14 protein-coding genes are annotated in these 17,262 nt (G+C 70.5%); 2 read left to right on the top strand and 12 right to left on the bottom strand.

The window, feature by feature from the left end; all coding sequences use genetic code 11:
- Nucleotides 1-138: 138 nt before the first annotated feature.
- From KJS59_RS02920 to KJS59_RS02975, 12 genes are all read right to left on the bottom strand, one after another.
- On the bottom strand, nucleotides 139-1,113 hold the full coding sequence (locus KJS59_RS02920; RefSeq protein ID WP_213450654.1) for a ribokinase: 975 nt from the start codon (nucleotides 1,111-1,113) through the stop codon (nucleotides 139-141).
- Entirely contained in the window at nucleotides 1,110-2,231 is a 1,122-nt protein-coding gene (locus tag KJS59_RS02925) for an ABC transporter ATP-binding protein (protein WP_213450655.1), read from the bottom strand. Before KJS59_RS02925 ends, KJS59_RS02920 begins: the two co-directional genes overlap by 4 nt.
- Nucleotides 2,231-3,313: an ABC transporter ATP-binding protein gene (locus KJS59_RS02930; protein ID WP_213450656.1), complete on the bottom strand. Its 1,083-nt coding sequence runs from the start codon at nucleotides 3,311-3,313 to the stop codon at nucleotides 2,231-2,233. Before KJS59_RS02930 ends, KJS59_RS02925 begins: the two co-directional genes overlap by 1 nt.
- A complete protein-coding gene (locus KJS59_RS02935) occupies nucleotides 3,313-4,149 on the bottom strand; it encodes a carbohydrate ABC transporter permease (RefSeq protein WP_213450657.1) in 837 nt (278 codons plus the stop codon). Before KJS59_RS02935 ends, KJS59_RS02930 begins: the two co-directional genes overlap by 1 nt.
- The gene (locus KJS59_RS02940; RefSeq protein ID WP_213450658.1) at nucleotides 4,149-5,129 is read right to left on the bottom strand and encodes a carbohydrate ABC transporter permease; all 981 of its coding nucleotides are present in this window, start codon (nucleotides 5,127-5,129) and stop codon (nucleotides 4,149-4,151) included. Before KJS59_RS02940 ends, KJS59_RS02935 begins: the two co-directional genes overlap by 1 nt.
- Nucleotides 5,129-6,670 carry a sugar ABC transporter substrate-binding protein gene (locus tag KJS59_RS02945; RefSeq protein ID WP_213450659.1) on the bottom strand — a complete coding sequence of 514 codons (1,542 nt, stop codon included), beginning with the start codon at nucleotides 6,668-6,670 and terminating at the stop codon, nucleotides 5,129-5,131. Before KJS59_RS02945 ends, KJS59_RS02940 begins: the two co-directional genes overlap by 1 nt.
- A gap of 162 nt (nucleotides 6,671-6,832) precedes the next feature.
- Nucleotides 6,833-7,798, bottom strand: coding sequence for a nucleoside hydrolase (locus KJS59_RS02950; RefSeq protein WP_249713834.1), 966 nt, complete (start codon nucleotides 7,796-7,798; stop codon nucleotides 6,833-6,835).
- Between the two features lie 27 nt (nucleotides 7,799-7,825).
- Nucleotides 7,826-8,872 (bottom strand): LacI family DNA-binding transcriptional regulator, encoded by a 1,047-nt coding sequence (locus KJS59_RS02955; RefSeq protein ID WP_213450661.1) that lies wholly within the window; start codon nucleotides 8,870-8,872, stop codon nucleotides 7,826-7,828.
- Nucleotides 8,873-9,388: 516 nt separating this feature from the next.
- Nucleotides 9,389-11,143: an MGH1-like glycoside hydrolase domain-containing protein gene (locus tag KJS59_RS02960; protein WP_213450662.1), complete on the bottom strand. Its 1,755-nt coding sequence runs from the start codon at nucleotides 11,141-11,143 to the stop codon at nucleotides 9,389-9,391.
- Complete coding sequence (locus tag KJS59_RS02965; protein ID WP_213450663.1) at nucleotides 11,140-12,573, bottom strand: glycoside hydrolase family 5 protein; 1,434 nt, start codon at nucleotides 12,571-12,573, stop codon at nucleotides 11,140-11,142. Before KJS59_RS02965 ends, KJS59_RS02960 begins: the two co-directional genes overlap by 4 nt.
- Before the next feature lie 42 nt (nucleotides 12,574-12,615).
- Nucleotides 12,616-13,509: a carbohydrate ABC transporter permease gene (locus KJS59_RS02970; protein WP_249713819.1), complete on the bottom strand. Its 894-nt coding sequence runs from the start codon at nucleotides 13,507-13,509 to the stop codon at nucleotides 12,616-12,618.
- A 44-nt stretch (nucleotides 13,510-13,553) separates the two neighbouring features.
- A complete protein-coding gene (locus tag KJS59_RS02975) occupies nucleotides 13,554-14,504 on the bottom strand; it encodes a carbohydrate ABC transporter permease (RefSeq protein ID WP_213450665.1) in 951 nt (316 codons plus the stop codon).
- Nucleotides 14,505-14,675: 171 nt separating this feature from the next.
- On the opposite strand from KJS59_RS02975, the gene KJS59_RS02980 reads away from it, so the two are divergent.
- Nucleotides 14,676-15,737, top strand: coding sequence for a LacI family DNA-binding transcriptional regulator (locus KJS59_RS02980; protein ID WP_213450666.1), 1,062 nt, complete (start codon nucleotides 14,676-14,678; stop codon nucleotides 15,735-15,737).
- A 160-nt stretch (nucleotides 15,738-15,897) separates the two neighbouring features.
- Nucleotides 15,898-17,205: an ABC transporter substrate-binding protein gene (locus tag KJS59_RS02985; RefSeq protein ID WP_213450667.1), complete on the top strand. Its 1,308-nt coding sequence runs from the start codon at nucleotides 15,898-15,900 to the stop codon at nucleotides 17,203-17,205.
- Nucleotides 17,206-17,262 lie beyond the last annotated feature (57 nt).

The raw sequence follows: 17,262 nt of genomic DNA on the forward strand, positions 1-17,262 counted from the left end.
GTGAAGGTCCCGCCCGACAAGGCGACACAGCCGCCAGGTACTGACCTCCGTCGAATCGGCCACCCGACCGCCTCGCACACCGCCGGCGGCGACGAGGTGACGCGGACAGCAGTGGACGCGCGCCACCTCCTTCCGCCGCTACGCGACCGTCCGGTGCGTCGGGTGCCGGGCAAGCAGGTCGTACACGTCCGCGGCGCTGATCCCGTGCTGCTGCGCGCCGAGGTGACGGCAGGCCAGGGCACCGGCGGCGGCGGCGAAGCGCAGCGCGTCGTCCAGCCGGTCGCCGCGGGCGAGCGCGGCACCGAGCCCGCCGACGAACGCGTCGCCGGCGCCCGTGCTGTCGACCACCTCGACCGGGAACGCATCCAGCTCGAGGTACCGGCCCTCCGTGAGCACCACGCAGCCCGCCGCGCCCAGCGTGATGACCACGTGCGGCACGCCGAGCGCGGCGGCCTCGGCGGCGGCCTTGCGGGCGCCCGCCCGGTCGTCGGCCGGCACCCCGGTCAGCGCCGTGGCCTCCGCTCGGTTCACCACCAGGTACGTCGTGCGGGTCAGCAACGATCCGGAGAGCGGCTGGAACGGCGCAGCGTTGAGCAGCAGCGGCACGTCGTGCGCCCGGCACAACTCGGCGTACCGCTGCACCGTGGGCAGTGGTGTCTCCAGTTGGGCGATGGCGATGCCGGCCTGGGCGATGACGTTCTCCTGCGCGTCCAGGTCCGTCGGGCGCAGCTCGGCGTTGGCGCCGGGGGAAACCACGATGACGTTCTCGCCGCGGGCGTCGACCGCCACGAACGCCACCCCGGACGGCGCGTCGGACAGTGTCCGCACGTGCTCGACCCGGACGTTGGCGCTGCGCAGCCCGGCGCGCATCCGGGCGCCGAAGTCGTCATCACCGGTGCAGCCGATGAAGATCACCTCACCGGCGCTGAGCCGGCCCGCCGCCACCGCCTGGTTGGCACCCTTGCCGCCGGGTAGGTATCGCGCGGCGTCGCCGAGGACGGTCTCGCCGGGCCGCGGGATATGCGGCGTCGACACGACGATGTCCATGTTGATGCTGCCGAGGATGACCACCGTGCCGGTGCCCGCCCCCGCCGGCATCGGCCGAGCCGTCATGCCGCCACCGTCCCCGTCGCCGAGCCGGCGGGGGAGCCCGGCGCCAGCCGCTGGCCGTCAGCGCCGAACACGTGCAGGTCGGCCGCCCGGACGGCGAGCCGCACCGGCCGGTCCGCCGGGTACGGGTGCGACCCCGGCAGGTCGACCTTGACCAGGACATCGCCCGCCCGGGCGGTCAGCAGCGTGCGGTCGCCGAGCGGCTCCACCATGTAAACGGTGGCGTCCAGCACCAGCCCGTCCTCGGCATTGGCGTCGAGCTGGACCAGGTGCGGCCGGAAGCCGACCTGCACGAGGTCGCCGGCCGGTACGGTGCCGCGCAGTCCGGGCGGCAGCGCGATCTGGGCGCCGCCGTCCAGGATGAGGGCGCCGCCCGCTGGTGCCGCCGGGATCAGGTTCATCGGCGGCTCGCCGATGAAGCCCGCGACGAACGCGGTGGCCGGTCGCTCGTGCACCGCCGCCGGGGTGTCCAGTTGCTCGATGCGGCCCTCGTTCATCACCAGGATCCGGTCGGCCATGGTGAGCGCGTCGAGCTGATCGTGCGTCACGATGATCATCGTGGAGCCCACCTCCAGGTGGATCCGCTTGATCTCCGCGCGCAGCTCGTTGCGCAGGTCCGCGTCCACGTGAGACATCGGCTCGTCCAGCAGGAACACGGACGGATCCCGGACCAGGGCGCGGGCCAGCCCGATCCGCTGCCGCATGCCGCCCGACAGGTCGCCCGGGCGCATCCGCAGCACATCGGTGATCTGCAACTGCTCGGCCACCCCGCGCACCTTGCGCCGGATCTCGTCGGCCGGCCGACCGCGCAGGCGCAGCGGGTAGGCGATGTTGTCGAAGACCGTCCAGTGCTCGTACAGGCCGTAGTTCTCGAACGCCATCGCCACGTTGCGCCGCGCCGGCGGCACCGCGTTGACCGCCCGGCCGTCGAAGCTGATCGTCCCGGAGGTGATCCCCTCCAGGCCAGCGATCATCCGCAGCGTCGAGGTCTTGCCGCAGCCGGACGGCCCGAGGATGACCAGCAACTCGCCGTCGGCGATGTCGAAGCTGATCCCCTTGACCGCGTCCGCCTTGCTGCCGCCGTACCGCTTGGTCACGTCCCGCAGGCTGACCCGGGCCATCAGGCCACCTCCATCTGCCGCAGCGCCTGGCCGGTGTCCGGCTCGAACAGGTACACGTGCCGGGCCGGCACCCGCACCCAGGCGGGGGTTCCCGGATGCGCGCCGGTGCCGGCCGGCACGATTGCGCGGACCGTCGTGCCCGCCACGTCCACGTAGACGACGTCGACGTAGCCGAGCGTCTGCGCGAGCAGCACGCGGCCGGCCGCGCCACCGTCGACCGGCTCGGCGCTGAACCGCACGTGGTTGGGGCGCACGCCGAGCAGGACCGGTCCGTCCGGCGCGCCGGGCAGCTCGACGGTCGTGCCGAGCACGCTCACCGAACCCGCTGAGCCGGTGCCCTGGAGCAGGTTCATCCGCGGGTCGCCGAGGAACCGGGCGACGGTCACGTCGGCCGGCCGCTCGTACACGTCCTGCGCCGAACCGATCTGGTGCGCCCGGCCCGAGTCGAGGACCACGACGACGTCCGCCAGGGCCAGGGCGTCGCCCTGGTCGGGGGTGGCGTAGAGCGTGGTGACACCCAGTTCCCGCTGGATGCGCTTCAGCTCGGTGCGCATCTCGTGGCGCAGCTTGGCGTCCAGGTGGGTGATCGGCTCGTCCAGCAGCAGCAGCCGTGGCCGGCGAACCAGCGCCCGGCCGAGCGAGACCCGCTGCCGCTGGCCGCCGGAGAGCTGCGAGGGCAGCCTGTCCAGCAGGTGACCGATCCGCAGTGTGTCGGCCACCTGCCGGACCCGCTCGGCGATCTGCGCCTTCGTCAGCTTGCCCCGGCGCACCGGCGCCTTCAGCGGGAACTCCAGGTTCTTCCGCACGCTGTAGTGCGGGTAGAGCGCGTAGTTCTCGAAGACCATCGCGATGTCCCGGCGCTCCGGCGGCACGTCGTGCAGGCTGGACCCGCCAAGCGTCACCTCGCCCGCGTCCGGCGTGAGCAGGCCGGCGACGACGTTCAACGCGGTGGACTTGCCGGCGCCGGACGGGCCGAGCAGGACACCGAACTGGCCGGCGGCCAGGGTGAAGCTGAGGTCGGACAGGGCCGGCCGCGGGCCGCCGAAGCCCTTGGTCACCCCGGTGATGGTGAGCGCCTCCATCAGCGCATTCCTCCGATCAGGACCTGACGCGACATGAACCGGTCCAGCACCACGGTCACGATGGCCGGCGGGATCAGCGCGACGAGCCCGACCGCCGAGATCAGCCACCACAGCGGCTGGGACTGGGCGTTGAGCGAGGTGATGTAAAGCGGGAGCGTCTGCGCGTTGTTGAACGTCAGCATCAGCGCGAACAGGAAGTCGTTCCAGGCGAAGAAGAACGACAGCAGGAACGCCGCGGCCAGGCCCGGTGCGGCCAGCGGGAACACGATCCGCAGCAGGCGCTGCGACCGGGGGTACCCGTCTAGTGCGGCGGCGTGTTCAACCTCGACCGGGATCGCCTCGAAGAACGTGCGCAGCAAGTACACCGTGAGCGGCAGGTTCATCGCGGTGTACGCGAGGATCATGCCGGCCGCGGTGTCCAGCAGCCGCAGGTTCACGAAGACGACGTACAGCGCGAGCACCGACACGATCGGCGGCATGATGCGCTGCGACACGATCAGGAACGACAGGTCGTCGTTGCGGTACGGCCCGTATTTGTACCGGTACCGCGCCAGCCCGTAGGCGGCGAAGCCGCCCAGCACCACGGCAAGCAGCGAGCTGACCCCGGAGAACAGGATGCTGTTCCAGAACTTGCCCAGGAAGTCGCCGCCGCCGCCGAACAGCGTCGTCCACGCCTGCGGGGTGGGGGTGAAGTCGACGAACGGCAGGAACTTCGGACCGTCGTAGATGTCCACCTGCTGCTTGAACGCCGTGATCAGCGTCCAGTAGACGGGGAACAGGGCGAACAGCATCCAGAGGAACAGGACCGAACGGCGGCCCCAACCCTTGGCACCCATCACCGCACCCCCGCACTGACCGGCGGCTCGACCGCGTCCCCGAGCGCCGGGTCGTTCCGGTCCACCTGGAGCGCGGCCGCGTCATCGGCGCGTCGGCGCCGCCGCCCCGCCCAGATCAGCAGCCGCAGCAGGATCATCGTGACGATCAGTACAACGATCAGCAGGATCGTCGTCATCGCCGCGGCCGTACCAAGGTCACCGCTGCGCAGGCCGGTGAAGTAGGCCGCCAGGCTAACCGTCGAGGTCTTCACACCCGGCCCGCCGCCGGTCATCAGGTACACGACGTCGAACAGCTTGAACGCCTCGATGGCCCGCAGCAGGATCGCGGTCATCGACGCGGGCAGCAGCATCGGCATCATGTGGTCGATGAACAGCCGCCAGCCCGAGGCACCGTCGACCATGGCCGCCTCCAGCGGAGCGGTGGGCAGCGACCGCAGGGCCGCGAACAGGATGAGGAACATGAACGGCGTCCACTGCCAGACATCCGCGGTGACGATCGCCGCCATGGCCGGCAGCTGCTCGCTGAACCACGGGACCGCGGGCAGGCCGACCGTGTCGAACAGCCAGCTGATCGGCCCGTAACTGGGGTCGAACATGGTCTTCCAGACGAAGCCGACCACGACCGGCGTGAACATCATCGGTACCAGCAGCAGCAGCCGCAGCACGCTTTGTCCCCGGGTGGTCCGGTAGACCAGCACGGCCAGGGCCAGGCCCAGCGCGTACTGGAACAGGACCGTCACGACGGCGAAGATCACCGTGTTGAGGAAGCTCTGCCGGAACGTCTCGCTGCCGAGGATGTTCGCGTAGTTGGCGAAGCCGACGAAGCTGTGCTCGCCCGTGATCGACCAGTTGCTGAGGCTCACGTAGATCGTGAAGACCAGCGGGAAGATCGCGAAGGCGGCGAAGAAGGCGAGCGGCGGGGACAGCAGCAGGTGCTTGTACCACTGTCCCCGCGCGGCCCGCTGCTGCGGGACCGCCATCACGCCTCCGTCTGCAGCTTGCGGTAGAGCTCGTGCTGCGAGTCCTTGCCGATCTGGTCCGTGATCGACTTCCACTCGTCGGCGCACTGCTTCAGCGCCTGCTCCGGCGTCCGCTGCCCGGACAGCGCCAGCTGCGCGGCGGTGTCCAGCGCCTCGGTGTACCGGCCGGCCTCCGGGATGCGCAGGTCGAACTGCACGTTCGGGTGCCGGAAGGAGTCCAGCTGCGCCTTGAGGTACTCGTCGGCGCCGACGAAGTTGACCTCGCCGCCGGTCCACTTGCCCGGCTCGAAGTGGTCCGTGCGGTAGGGGCCGCGCGCGGTACCCGGCGTGGTGACCGCCTTGAGCGCGTTCTCGGTGGTGTCCAGGAAGCTGGCTAGGCTCCACGCCGCCGCCGGGTTCTTCGTGGTCGCCGTGACCGAGGCGTGCCAGCCGCTCCAGCCCATGTACGGCGCCCGGCTGACCTCGGCGCGCTCGTCCCACGTCCGGCCCGCCGGGTTCCAGACCCGCTTCGAGCCGGGGATGATCGAGTAGCCGATCTTGTCCTGGACGATCGACTGGCTCTTGTCCTGCGCCAGCACGCCGATGTCCGGCCAGTCGATGGCCAGCGCGTAGTTGCCGGCGACGAAGTTGCCGCGCTGGTCGCCGCCGCCGTAGGTGACCATCTGCGACGGTCCGGCCGACTTGAGCGCCACCCAGTCGGACAGCGCCTGCACCCAGCCGGGGTTGCCGACCTCGGGCTCCATCGTCTCCGGGTCGAAGAACAGGCGCCCCTTGTGGTCCGGGTGCGCCGCGTAGCCGGCCGCGTGCGCGGCGAAGATGTACGCACCGACGTCCTTCGGCTTGAGCGCCTCCAGCACGCCGTAGCAGGGCTTGCCGTTGCCGGCCCAGTCCCAGCCGGTGAAGAACTTCGCGCACTCCACGTACTCGGCCCAGGTCTCCGGCACGGTCAGCTCGCGGCCCTTCTCGGCCCTGAACCGCTGTTTCGCCACCGGGTTCTCGAAGGCGTCCTTGCGGTGGTACATGATGATCACATCGCCGTCGAGCGGGACGGTGTACCGCTCGTCGCCGAAGTAGGTCAGCTTCTGCGCGGTGGGCAGCACGCTGTCCCAGTTGGTCGTGTAGCGCTTGTGCAGGTCCTCCAGCGACCGGATGAACTTCGCCTTGGCGAAGCCGGAGACCCAGCCACCGGCGTAGATGACCACGTCGTACGCGTCGGTGCGGGAGGAGAAGGCCTGGAACAGCTTGGAGTACAGGTCGCCGAAGGGGATCTCGACGATCTCGACCCGGCCGCCGGTCTGCGCTTCCCATTGGTCCTTGAAGATCTTGACTCCGGTGGACATGAAGCTGCCGACCGCCACCCGCACGGTGACGCCCTTGAAGGCGTCCGGTCCGGTGGGTACCTCGACGGGGCCGGCGGCCGGTCCGGCCGCGTCGCCGCAGGCGGCAAGCAGGCCGGGCACGGCCAGGCCACCGCCGACCAACGCGGCCGTACCGAAGAATCGGCGCCGGGACAACTCCGGGCCACTGATGTGTCGCGTCATCGCGAGTCCTTAAAATGAGCAGGCACTAGCTCGCCAGAGCAGGGTGTGGTGCTCGGCCGGAACGCTCGCGGGGTATAGCCGCCAAGCAAGCCCGCTTGCGCTCCGGCCGGGCCCGTCGTGCGTGCGCGGACGGGTCGCCCGCCGCACGGTGGTGTTGATCGTTTAGTGGCCGCCGTTGATGATGCGGTCGGCGAAGAGGGCGGTGAACCGGTCGGCATCCACGTCGACGGCGACGTTCATGTTGGCCGCCTTCTTCTTGGGAATGGTCCGCAGGATGTCGTCGCGGATGAGCATGTCCCGCAGGATCACCGTCGGGGCGTACTCGGCGGCCACGTGCAGCCGGGCGATGGTGACCAGGCTCGGGTCGTAGGCGACGGCGATGGTCAGCGGGTCGTGCAGCCAGATGCCGGTGTGCTCGGTCGGGATGCCGACGCTGAGGTAGATCAGCCGCTCCTGCTCCGGCCACGGCTTGAGGATCCGGTCCACCATCTGGCCGGACTTGCTGGTCGCCGTGCTCATCGACTCGATCTGCGCCTGGGTCATCGGCACCCGCAGCGTGACGTCGATCGGGACGAGGGTGATGTTCGCCCCCGACTCGAACACGATCTTCGCGGCCACCGGGTCGTTGTTGAGGTTGTACTCCTCGACCGGCGACCGGGTGACGCCCTTCTCGTCCACGATCGGGACGATGACGCCGCCCATGATGATCAGGTGCTTGAGGTTCTTGACGAAGTCCGGGTCCTGCCGGATCGCCGCGGCGACGTTGCTCACCGCGCCGAGCGTGCAGATGGTGATCTCGCCCGGGTTCTCCCGGACCAGACGCACCATGAACTCGACGGCGCCCTCCGCCTCCGGCTGCTTCGTGGGCCGGCCGTCGTCGAAGACGCCCTCGCCCTCGAAGCCGAACATGAGGGCCTCCGCCTCGCCGAGCGGGTCGCCGATCCCGGCGTAGACCGGTACCTCGGGGGCGCCGACGAACTCCAGGATTTTACAGGCGATCTCGGCGCGCAGCTTGGTGTCGCCGTAGACCGTGGTGACGCCCTCCAGCTTCACCTCCGGTGAGTTGACCGCCAGCAGGACGGCGAACGCGTCGTCATAGTAGGTGCCGATGTCGGTGTCGATGATCATCCGTTCCACGGATGCTCCTCCTGGTTGCTAGGGCCGTTCGTGGTGCCGGCCGGTGGGACTGGTGGTGGACTGCCGGACCTCCAGCGAGACCGGCAGCGTGACCGTGCGGCGCCGGGGCGCCGGCCGGTCGGCCTGGATGAACTGGACGCCGGCCCGGGCCATCCGGGCGACGTCCTGCCGGACGGTGGTCAGCTGCGGCGAGGTGTACCGGGTCAGGGACACGTCGTCGAAGCCGACCAGGGAGAAGTCCTCGGGCACGGACAGCCCGGACTCGTGCGCCGCGAACAGCGCGCCGATCGCGATCAGGTCGTTCGCCGAGAAGATCGCCGTGTACCCCGGTGACCGCCCGGCAAGCTCGACGAAGGCGGCCGCACCGCCCTCCTCGGTGAACGGGCTGGTCACGATCAGCCGCTCGTCCACCGGCAGGCCGGCCTCGGCCATCGCTTCCAGGAAGCCGCGCCGGCGCTCCCGGCTGACCGAGATGCCCGGCGGGCCGGCGATGTGCGCGATCCGCCGGTGCCCCAGCTCGATGAGGTGCCGGGTGGCCAGCTTGGCGCCGGCGCGGTTGTCCGACTGCACCAGGTAGCCGTTGCCGCCGGCGACGCCGCGGTCCAGCCCGATGAAGGTCAGGCCCGCCCTGGCGTACTCCTCGACCTCCGCCTTCGGCAGGCTCAGGCCCACCACGAACACGTGGCGCACCTGCCGGGAGAGCATCGTGTCCAGGTACCGGCGCTCGTTGTCCGGGTCGTCGCCGGTGCTGCCGAGGATGACCGTGTACCCGCGGTGCTGCGCCTCGTCCTGCAGCGCCTTCACCAGACTCGGGAAGAACGGGTTGGCGATGTCCGGCAGCAGCACGGCCACCGCGTCGCTGTCCTGCCGGGCGAGGCTGCGCGCCACATGATTCGGCCGGTAGCCCAGCTCGCGCGCCACGCCCAGGACCCGCTGCCGGGTCGCCTCGGAGACCGTGCCCCGACCCGCCAGCACCCGGCTCACCGTCGAGGAGGAAACCCCGGCGTGCCGCGCGACGTCGTAGATGGTCAGCCGCGCGGGCTCGACGGAACCGGACCTGGTCATCCGGCATCACCTCCTCGGCCACCGGTTGCAGCAATCGGTTGCTGCAACCGGTTGCCCCATGTTTCACCAGCGTTTCTGGCCTGTCAATAGCAGAGGCCGGCCCGGTTGCCGCCCAGTCGACCGTGGCGCGGGTGCGGAACGCGTACAGCCACCCCTGCCGTCTCGCGGTCTCGCGGTCTCGTGACGAACCTGCTGCGCACCGCGTCGGCCGCCGGCGCGGAGCAGCGTGCGGTGGAGGGGGCGGTTGATCGCCGCGCGACTGCGGTCGCTGCCGCCGCAGCGGGTGTACGCCGTGTTCCGCTGGTCGTCAACGGGCGGTGGGCGCCGTCATCGCGCCCGGGGGCCATCCCCTGGCGGCGATCCGGTTCGGCGTGCGAGACGGGCTGGCCACCAGGATCGAGATCGGCCGCTACCGCCGCGAGGATGACCTCGCCCCGATGCGATGACGGACTCGTAGCGTTACCGCCGGGCGACGCCGCTTCGGCGAGGGCGCACGGGTGCGGCGGTGTCGGCTCGTCAGCTGGTCGGGCGTACCACCCCGACCGCCGTGCGGGTCACGACGCCCCCAGCGTCGTCCAGTTCGATCCGTTCGTTGCCCGCGACCGTCAGGTCGACGCGGTAGTCCTCGGTGGTGAGGGTGCCCGCGACCGTGCGGGCGGACATGCCGACGACCGCGCGTAGCCTCCCGGACCGGTCGGTTACGAGGCGCCAGCCGTGCGGGAAGCGCGCGTGTTCGCGGCCGTTGCGGTAGAGCACGGCCCGCGTCGCGTCGTGCACGAACTCGTACGTCGACGCGTTCACCCGCCTGGCGTAGGCCACGGCGTCGGCGACGCCGGTGTAGTCCATGTTGGACGGGAGCAGGGCGGTGAACCACACCTCGCCGTCCGGGCGGGGCAGCACCCCGGCGAGGCGTTCGACCGCGTCGAGGGTCCACAGGATCGCGGGCGAGTACTGCTCGGTGAAGCCCTGCTCGCCGGTCCAGGAGTTGAGCGTCTGCGGGAACCGGGTCATCCGGCTCACCGCCGCCAGCACCGGAATCGTCGCCCAGGTCAGCTCGACGTGGTGGCCGTGGTGCTCGAAGGCGTGCGGCGCCCGGATCAGGCTGAGGAAGTTCGTGGGGCCGGCCCACGAGTTGCGGGAGAAGTCGTGCGAGAAGCGCGGGTCGTCCAGCGCGATCGAGGTGAAGGGGTAGCGGGCGAAGAACTTGCGGGTGTTGAGCAGGTAGCGGCGCAGCGCCCCGGCGAAGAACGCCTCCCCGCGGGCAGCGCCGTCACCGCCGCCGCCGACACCGTCGTCGACACCGCCACCGCGGGCACCGCCGTCACCGCCGCCGCCGACACCGTCGTCGATCTCGCAGGCGAGCACGCGCAGCAGCACATCGGACTGCACGCGCACGAGTTCGCCGTGCCGGTCGCGGTCGTAGAACATGCCGTCCGCGGGGTCGTAGCAGTGCTCGAAGAGGGCGGCGGTGCTGCGCGCGGCCTTCTCCGCCCACGGCGCCGGGTCCTCGCCGAGCGCCGCGGCGATGCGGGCGAGGTAGGCGCGCTGGCACGCCACGTTGGCCGTCAGGTCGGGGGCGAGCAGCGGCAGGAGCGGTGAGTCCGGGTGGTACCGGGTGGGGTCGTCGCCGTGCGTGGTGTCCGGCATGTGCCAGAAGCGCGGCGAGGCGTCGTGGCCCGTGTCGAAGGTGCAGAACGCCTCGACGCAGCCGGTGCCGCGGGTGTCGCGGTGCCGCGCGAGCCAGTCGTCGTTGCGGGCCATGGCGTCGTAGAGCGTGCGCAGCACCGCCGGATCCCCGCCGGTGAGGGTGTGGTGGTTCCAGACCGACCGGGCGAGGGGGGTGACGATCTGGATCTGCCGGTACGCCGGGCCCGCGTCGTTCACCCGGTAGGGCAGCAGCCCGTCCTCGCGGATGCCGTGTGCGAAGAGCAGGAACGTCCCGGTCGCCACCGCCGGCAGGAACCGGCCCAGCACCTCGGCGCTGATCGTGCCCGTGCTCTCCAGCCAGGTGCCGCGGTAGGCGCCGCCCTCGCGCAGCACGCCGGCACCGCCGGGCCCGGGCTGGACGCAGGCCGCGACCAGCTCGTGCAGCCCGCGGTGCCAGACCTCCTCGAGCGGGCCGCCGGTCGCCGCCATCCGCACGCCCTGGGCGGCGACCTGCTCCAGCGCGGCGACCCCCGGCGACCCGACCGGCAGCGCGACGCGGGAGAGCGGGTCGCTGGCCCGCAGCCTCGCCAGCAGGATGTCCACGGTCCCGTCGGCCCCGCTCACCGGTCCGGCTGCTCGGTGGCCTGCTCGCCGGCGTGCTCGGCGGCCAGGTGCGCGCGCAGCGTCTCGACCAGGCCGTCGCGCAGGACGCAGTTCTCGAACCGGAACGACGCGGCGAGCTCCCGTGCCTGCTCGGGCGGCACGCCGCGGAACAGCTCGCCGTACCGCTCGGCCAGCGGCTCGGCCAGCAGGATGTGCCGCACCAGCAGGGCGATGTGCTGCCGGCGCCCCCACGGCCACGGCTGGTACTCGGGGAACTCGCGGTCGAAGAGCGCCTCGATGGGGTCCAGGATGTCCCGCACGTTGTCGTCCCGCCCGGCCCACGCGTCGACGCCGAGCCGCGCCTTGGTGTCGAGGATCGGCTTGACGTGGCGCAGGTAGCCGCTGTCCGGGCTGGCGTAGGCGATGCCCTGCAACCCGATGTCCTTGTAGGTCCACAGTGCCCAGCTGGCGCCGTGGTCGCGGTAGATGTCGAGCTGGTCGCGCAGCAGGCGGTACCGCCACTCCTGCTCCCGCGGGTGGACCGGGCCGAACTCACCGATCCAGATCGGTGTGCCGGTCTCGCGCATGAACGTCGTGCGGCGCAGGAAGGCCCGCTCGACCACCGACCGGTCGAAGTACTCGCCGCGCACGGTGCCCGGGTAGTCGGTGGCGTCCCCGGCGATGCCGGGCAGGGCGTAGTCGTGTGCGGTGTAGACGGTGTTGGGCAGGGGGTCGGACCCTTCGAAGACCGAGAAGTCACTGGAGTAGCGGTTGCCGTCCAGGAACAGGATGTGGCGCGGGTCGATGGCCCGGATCGCCTTCTCCAGCCGGTCGTAGAAGGCGGGCAGGACCCGGCCCGTGCGGTCGGAGGGCTCGTTGATCGGGTTGTAGCCGGCCACCTCCGGCCGGTTGCGGTACCGGTCGGCCAGCGCCTCCCACAGGTGCACGACCCGGTCCTGGAAGTGGCGCTGCGCCCAGAATTCCGCGATGTGCGTGGCGTTGTCGCTGTGCCAGTGCTCGTTCTGCCGGCCGGGCAGCGCGTGCAGGTCGATGACCGAGTAGAGGCCGTGCCGGGCGAGCGTCGTGATCACCCGGTCGAGGTGGGCGAACCCCTCCTCCTTCAGCGCGAAGGGCGCCGCGTCGTCCTCGAAGTGGCGGTAGTTCACCGGGATGCGCACCGAGTTGAGTCCGATGCCGGCCAGCAGCGCGGCGTCGGCGTCGGTGAAGAAGCCCTCGAGGAACTCGTCGAAGAAGGCGCGGTAAGCCTCCTCCCCCATCGCCTCGAACATCACCCGCCGGATGTTCTGCTCGTTGCCCGGGTAGCCGGTGATGAAGTTCTCCATGTTCAGCCAGCCGCCCAGGCCGAAGCCGGTCAGCCGGACGACCGCGCCGGCCTCGTCGCGCAGCCGGTCGCCGTCGACGCGCAGCCAGGAGAGGGTGGGACTATCCATTGCGGACTCCTTTGCCGGGTACCTGCCGGCCGGCGCGGCGGGTCATTTGATGCCGGTCGTCGCGATGCCCCGGATGAGCCACCGCTGGCCGAACAGGAAGACGAAGAACAGGGGCGCCAACGAGATCACCGACATGGCGAACATCGCGCCGTAGTCGGAGGTGCTCGAGGCGTCGAGGTACATGTTCAGCGCGACGGCGGCGGTCTTCTTGTCCAGGCTGGTCAGGTAGAGCAACTGGGTGAAGAAGTCGTTCCACGTCCAGATGAAGGTGAAGATCGCCGTGGCCGCGAGCGCCGGGGTCATGAGCGGCAGGATGATGCGGTAGTAGGTGCGGAAGTGGCCGGCGCCGTCGATGCGGGCCGCCTCGTCGAGTTCGCGCGGCAGGCCCCGGATGAACTGCACCATGAGGAAGACGAAGAAGGCGTCCGTGGCGAGGAACTTCGGCACGATCAGCGGAAGGACCGTGTTGACCCAGCCGAGCTCCTTGAACACGATGTACTGCGGCACCACGGTCACCTGGAACGGCAGCATGAGCGTGAGCAGCATGACCGCGAACATGATGCCGCGCCCGCGAAACCGCGTCCGGGCGAAGCCGTAGGCGGCCAGCGAGCAGGTGAGCAGGTTGCCGACGATCGCCCAGAACGCGATGAACACCGAGTTCCACAGGAAGGTGCTGAACGGGTCGGCGAAGGCGTGCCAGCCGTTGGTGTAGTTCGCGAGCGTCACCTCGTCCGGGATGATGCTCATGTTCCGGAAGATGGTGTCGGTCGGCTTGAACGAGCTGACCACGAGCCAGATCAACGGATAGATCATCGTCATAGCGAGCGCGATGAGCCAGACGTGCTTGAGGACGGCGCGCACGGTGCCGCGGTGGCGGCGCCGCCGGGCCGGTGGTCGGGGCGGGCCGGGCGTCTGCGGCGCCGGCGGATCGGTCACCGGTGGTGCGGGCGGAGCCGCGGGTGGGAGAGTCATCGGTCGCCTCAGTCCTCGTAGAAGACCCAGAACCGGGAGGTGGCGAAGAACAGCCCGGTCACCGCCGCGATCGTCAGCAGCAGCACCCAGGCCATCGCCGACGCGTAGCCCATCTGGAAGGAGCCGAACCCCTGCTGGTAGAGGTACAGCGAGTAGAACAGGGTCGAGTTCGCCGGCAGGCCCGCACCGCCCGAGATGACGTACGCCTGCGTGAACGACTGGAAGGCGCCGATCACCTGGAGCACCAGGTTGAAGAAGATGATCGGGCTCAGCAGCGGCAGCGTGATGGAGCGGAACTGCCGCCACCGGCCGGCACCGTCCACCTCGGCCGCCTCGTAGTACATCCGTGGAATCTGCCGCAGCCCGGCCAGGAAGATGATCATCGGTGCGCCGAAGGTCCAGATGTGCAGCAGGATGAGCGTCCACAGTGCGGTGTCGGGACTGGAGACCCAGCCCTTGGGCGCGACGCCGAACAGCCCGGTGAACGCGTTGAAGAGGCCCTCGTAGCCGAAGACCTGCTTCCACAGGATCGCCACCGCGACCGAGCCGCCGAGCAGCGAGGGCAGGTAGAACACCGACCGGTAGAACGGAAGGCCGCGCAGGCCGCGGTCCAGCAGCAGCGCCAGGCCCAGCGCCACGGCGAGTTGCAGGGGCACCGAGAACACCACGTACCGCAGCGTCACGCCGACCGCGTCGAGCCAGTTCGCGTCGGTGAACATCCGCTCGTAGTTGTCCAAGCCGATGAATCGCGGGCTGCGGCGGCGGGTCAGGCGGTAGTCGGTGAAGGACAGGTAGAGCGACGCCAGCATCGGGATGACCGTGATGCCGAGGATGCCGACCATCCACGGGGTGAGGAACAGGTAGCCGACCCACTCGTTGCGCGGCTTGCGGCTCCTGAGTCCGGGCGGGCCCTTCGGCCGGCCGCGGGCGAGCGTCCGCAGCTCCCCCAGAGCGCTCATTCCCGGCTCCCTCCCCTCGACGCTTCGCGTCCGACTGCTCGGGTCACGAGGCCGTGTAGCGTGAAAGCGGTTTCTCGGCGGGGATGCTAACCGACCCCGCTCCGGGGGGTCAATCGGTCCGCCGCCGGCGATCCGGCGGCATGGTGCCACGGCAGCGCGGGAGCGAAAAGGATGAGGAACGGCAGGCAGCGGGCCGTCACGATCGCGGAGGTGGCGCGCCGCGCCGAGGTCTCGCCCGCGACGGTGTCCCGGGTGATGAACGGCCGGTTCGCCGGCGCCCCCGAGGTCGCCGACCGGGTGCGTCGGGCGGCGGAGGAACTCCACTACTCGCCCAGCCCGCTGGCGCGCAGCCTCGCGCTGGGCGAGACCCGCACCGTCGCGTTCGTCGTGCCCGACATCGCGAACCCCACGTTCCAGGCGATGCTGAGCAGCCTCTCCAAGAGCGCCGCCGCGGACGGCTACCGGGTGCTGGTCGCCGACTCCGCCGAGGATCCGGAGGAGGAGGCGGTGCTCGCGGTCGAGACCCGCCGCGGCTGCGACGGGCTGGTGCTCTGCGCGCCCCGCATGCCCGACGAGCGGTTGCGGGCGCTGCTGCCGGTCCTGCGGCCCGTGCTGCTCATCAACCGCGGCAGCACCCGGCTCGACGCGCCGTCGATCTCGGTGGACTACGGCGTCGGCATCCAGCAGCTCGCCGAGCACCTGCACGGCCTCGGGCACCGGCACTTCGCGTACCTGGAGGGCCCGGCGCCCAGCACCTCCAACCGGTCCCGCGTCGAGGGGCTCCGGTCCTTCGCCGAGCGGGCCGGCAACGTGCGGGTCGACCACATCGCCGCCGGCTCCTCGTCCTCGGACGGGTACGCGGGGGCGGGCCGCGTCCGGGAGACCGGCGCGACGGCTGTCCTGGCGTACAACGACCTGGTCGCGGTCGGCTTGATGAGCGCCCTGACGGACCAGGGCGTCACGGTGCCGGCGGACATCTCCGTGGCCGGCTTCGACGACATCCCCATGGTCAGCTACATCGCGCCGCGCCTCACCACGGTGTCTGTACCCTATGGACCGCTCGGCGCGGAGGCGTGGAAGCGGCTGCACGCGCTGATGCGGGGCGAGGTTCCGTCACACAACGTGATCTTCCAGCCACGATTGCAGCGGCGCGAGTCCACGGGACCCCCTCCGGTACCGCCGTCCGCCGACCGAACCGGGCCGGCCGCGGCCGGCCCGGGGAGGCGCCGCTGACCAACCTTGACAGACAGGCAACCTCCTCTTAACTTGGCAATCCCCTCGGCACGGAGGAGAAAGCGGTTTCACGCACGGGCCACCCACGCAAGACCCGTCCACTCGACAGCCCAGCGGTACCGGCCACCTGATTCGCTCACGGACAAGGAAGGTCCGAAAAATGAAAGGTTTCAGAAGGCGCGCGGTGGTCGCCGCGACCGCCGCGGCCGTCATGATGCTCGCCGCGGCCTGCGGCGGCGGCGATGACGAGACCCCAGGGGCCGGCCCCCTGCCCACCGACAGCGTCGAGCTGACCTTCTGGTGGTGGGGCAGCGCGGAACGCGCCGCCACCACCCAGCAGGTCATCGACCTGTTCGAGAAGAAGTACCCGTTCATCCACGTCAAGGGCGAGCCGCAGGACTTCGCGAACTACTTCGCGAACCTCTCGACCAAGTTCGCGGCGAGCGACGCCCCCGACGTGATCACGATGGGCGGCGCCTACGTGCTGGGCTACGCGGCGGACGGCAACCTCGCCGACCTCGGCACGCTGGGCGGCGAACTCGACACCAAGGTCTTCCCGACGTCGATCCTCCAGGCCTCCACCTACGAGAACAAGATCTACGGTGTGCCCACGGGCGGCAACGCCATCGCCCTGATGGCCAACAAGTCCCTGTTCGACAAGCTGGGCGTCGCCCTGCCCAACGACGACACCTGGACCTGGGAGCAGTTCACCGCCCTCGCCAAGGAGATCTCGACCAAGGCGCCATCCGGCACCTACGGGGCCGAACTGCGCTCCTACGACTACATCGGCGCCTACGCCGCGCAGCAGACCCCGCTCTACGACGACAAGGGCAACCTCACCGTCACCGAGGCGACCCTGACCACGATGTGGGAGCTGGAGAAGGATCTGCTCGCCGCCCGCGCCATGCCGCCCGCCGACCTCACTCAGCAGGTCATGACGGTCGAGGCCCCGCAGACCCTGTTCGGCCAGGGCCGCTCCGCGATGTTCTTCGGCTACACCAACCAGGTCGGCACGTACGCCGCCGCCTCCGGCAACGACATCGTGCTGCTGCGCATCCCGGGCGAGTCGCAGTACGGCAAGCCGGGCACGTCGCTGCTGCCGTCGCAGTACTACACCGTCAACGGCGGCTCGAAGTACCAGCGGCAGGCCGCCCTGTTCGTCGACTTCCTCGTCAACGACGAGGAGGCCGGCAAGCTCATCCTCGCCGACCGTGGCCTGCCGTCCAACCCCAAGGTGCGGGCGGCGATCGCCCCGCTGCTCAGCCCGGAGGACCAGCGGGCCGCCACGTTCATCGACAAGAACAACGACAGGTTCGGGCCGTCGTTCGTCCCGCCGTCCTGGGCGACCGACGTCAACCGGATCACCCAGACCATCGACAGCCAGGTCCTCTTCGGCCAGCTCACGCCGGCCCAGGCCGCGGCCGAGTGGATCAAGCAGATGACCAGTTCGAAGGCCGCGAACTCCTGATCGCGCGCCGGGTGCCGCCGCGAATGGCCCACCCGGCACACCACGGCGCCGCCGGTA

Source organism: Rhizomonospora bruguierae (genome assembly GCF_018397995.1).
In the GTDB taxonomy this organism is placed as follows: Bacteria; Actinomycetota; Actinomycetes; order Mycobacteriales; family Micromonosporaceae; genus Rhizomonospora; species Rhizomonospora bruguierae.

What these genes read in the sequence shown, in the direction of transcription:
- KJS59_RS02920 (WP_213450654.1), bottom strand. Translation starts at nt 1,113, where the DNA reads ATGACGGCTCGGCCGATGCCGGCGGGGGCGGGCACCGGCACGGTGGTC.
- KJS59_RS02925 (WP_213450655.1), bottom strand. Translation starts at nt 2,231, where the DNA reads ATGGCCCGGGTCAGCCTGCGGGACGTGACCAAGCGGTACGGCGGCAGC.
- KJS59_RS02930 (WP_213450656.1), bottom strand. Translation starts at nt 3,313, where the DNA reads ATGGAGGCGCTCACCATCACCGGGGTGACCAAGGGCTTCGGCGGCCCG.
- KJS59_RS02935 (WP_213450657.1), bottom strand. Translation starts at nt 4,149, where the DNA reads ATGGGTGCCAAGGGTTGGGGCCGCCGTTCGGTCCTGTTCCTCTGGATG.
- KJS59_RS02940 (WP_213450658.1), bottom strand. Translation starts at nt 5,129, where the DNA reads ATGGCGGTCCCGCAGCAGCGGGCCGCGCGGGGACAGTGGTACAAGCAC.
- KJS59_RS02945 (WP_213450659.1), bottom strand. Translation starts at nt 6,670, where the DNA reads ATGACGCGACACATCAGTGGCCCGGAGTTGTCCCGGCGCCGATTCTTC.
- KJS59_RS02950 (WP_249713834.1), bottom strand. Translation starts at nt 7,798, where the DNA reads ATGATCATCGACACCGACATCGGCACCTACTATGACGACGCGTTCGCC.
- KJS59_RS02955 (WP_213450661.1), bottom strand. Translation starts at nt 8,872, where the DNA reads ATGACCAGGTCCGGTTCCGTCGAGCCCGCGCGGCTGACCATCTACGAC.
- KJS59_RS02965 (WP_213450663.1), bottom strand. Translation starts at nt 12,573, where the DNA reads ATGGATAGTCCCACCCTCTCCTGGCTGCGCGTCGACGGCGACCGGCTG.
- KJS59_RS02975 (WP_213450665.1), bottom strand. Translation starts at nt 14,504, where the DNA reads ATGAGCGCTCTGGGGGAGCTGCGGACGCTCGCCCGCGGCCGGCCGAAG.
- KJS59_RS02980 (WP_213450666.1), top strand. Translation starts at nt 14,676, where the DNA reads ATGAGGAACGGCAGGCAGCGGGCCGTCACGATCGCGGAGGTGGCGCGC.
- KJS59_RS02985 (WP_213450667.1), top strand. Translation starts at nt 15,898, where the DNA reads ATGAAAGGTTTCAGAAGGCGCGCGGTGGTCGCCGCGACCGCCGCGGCC.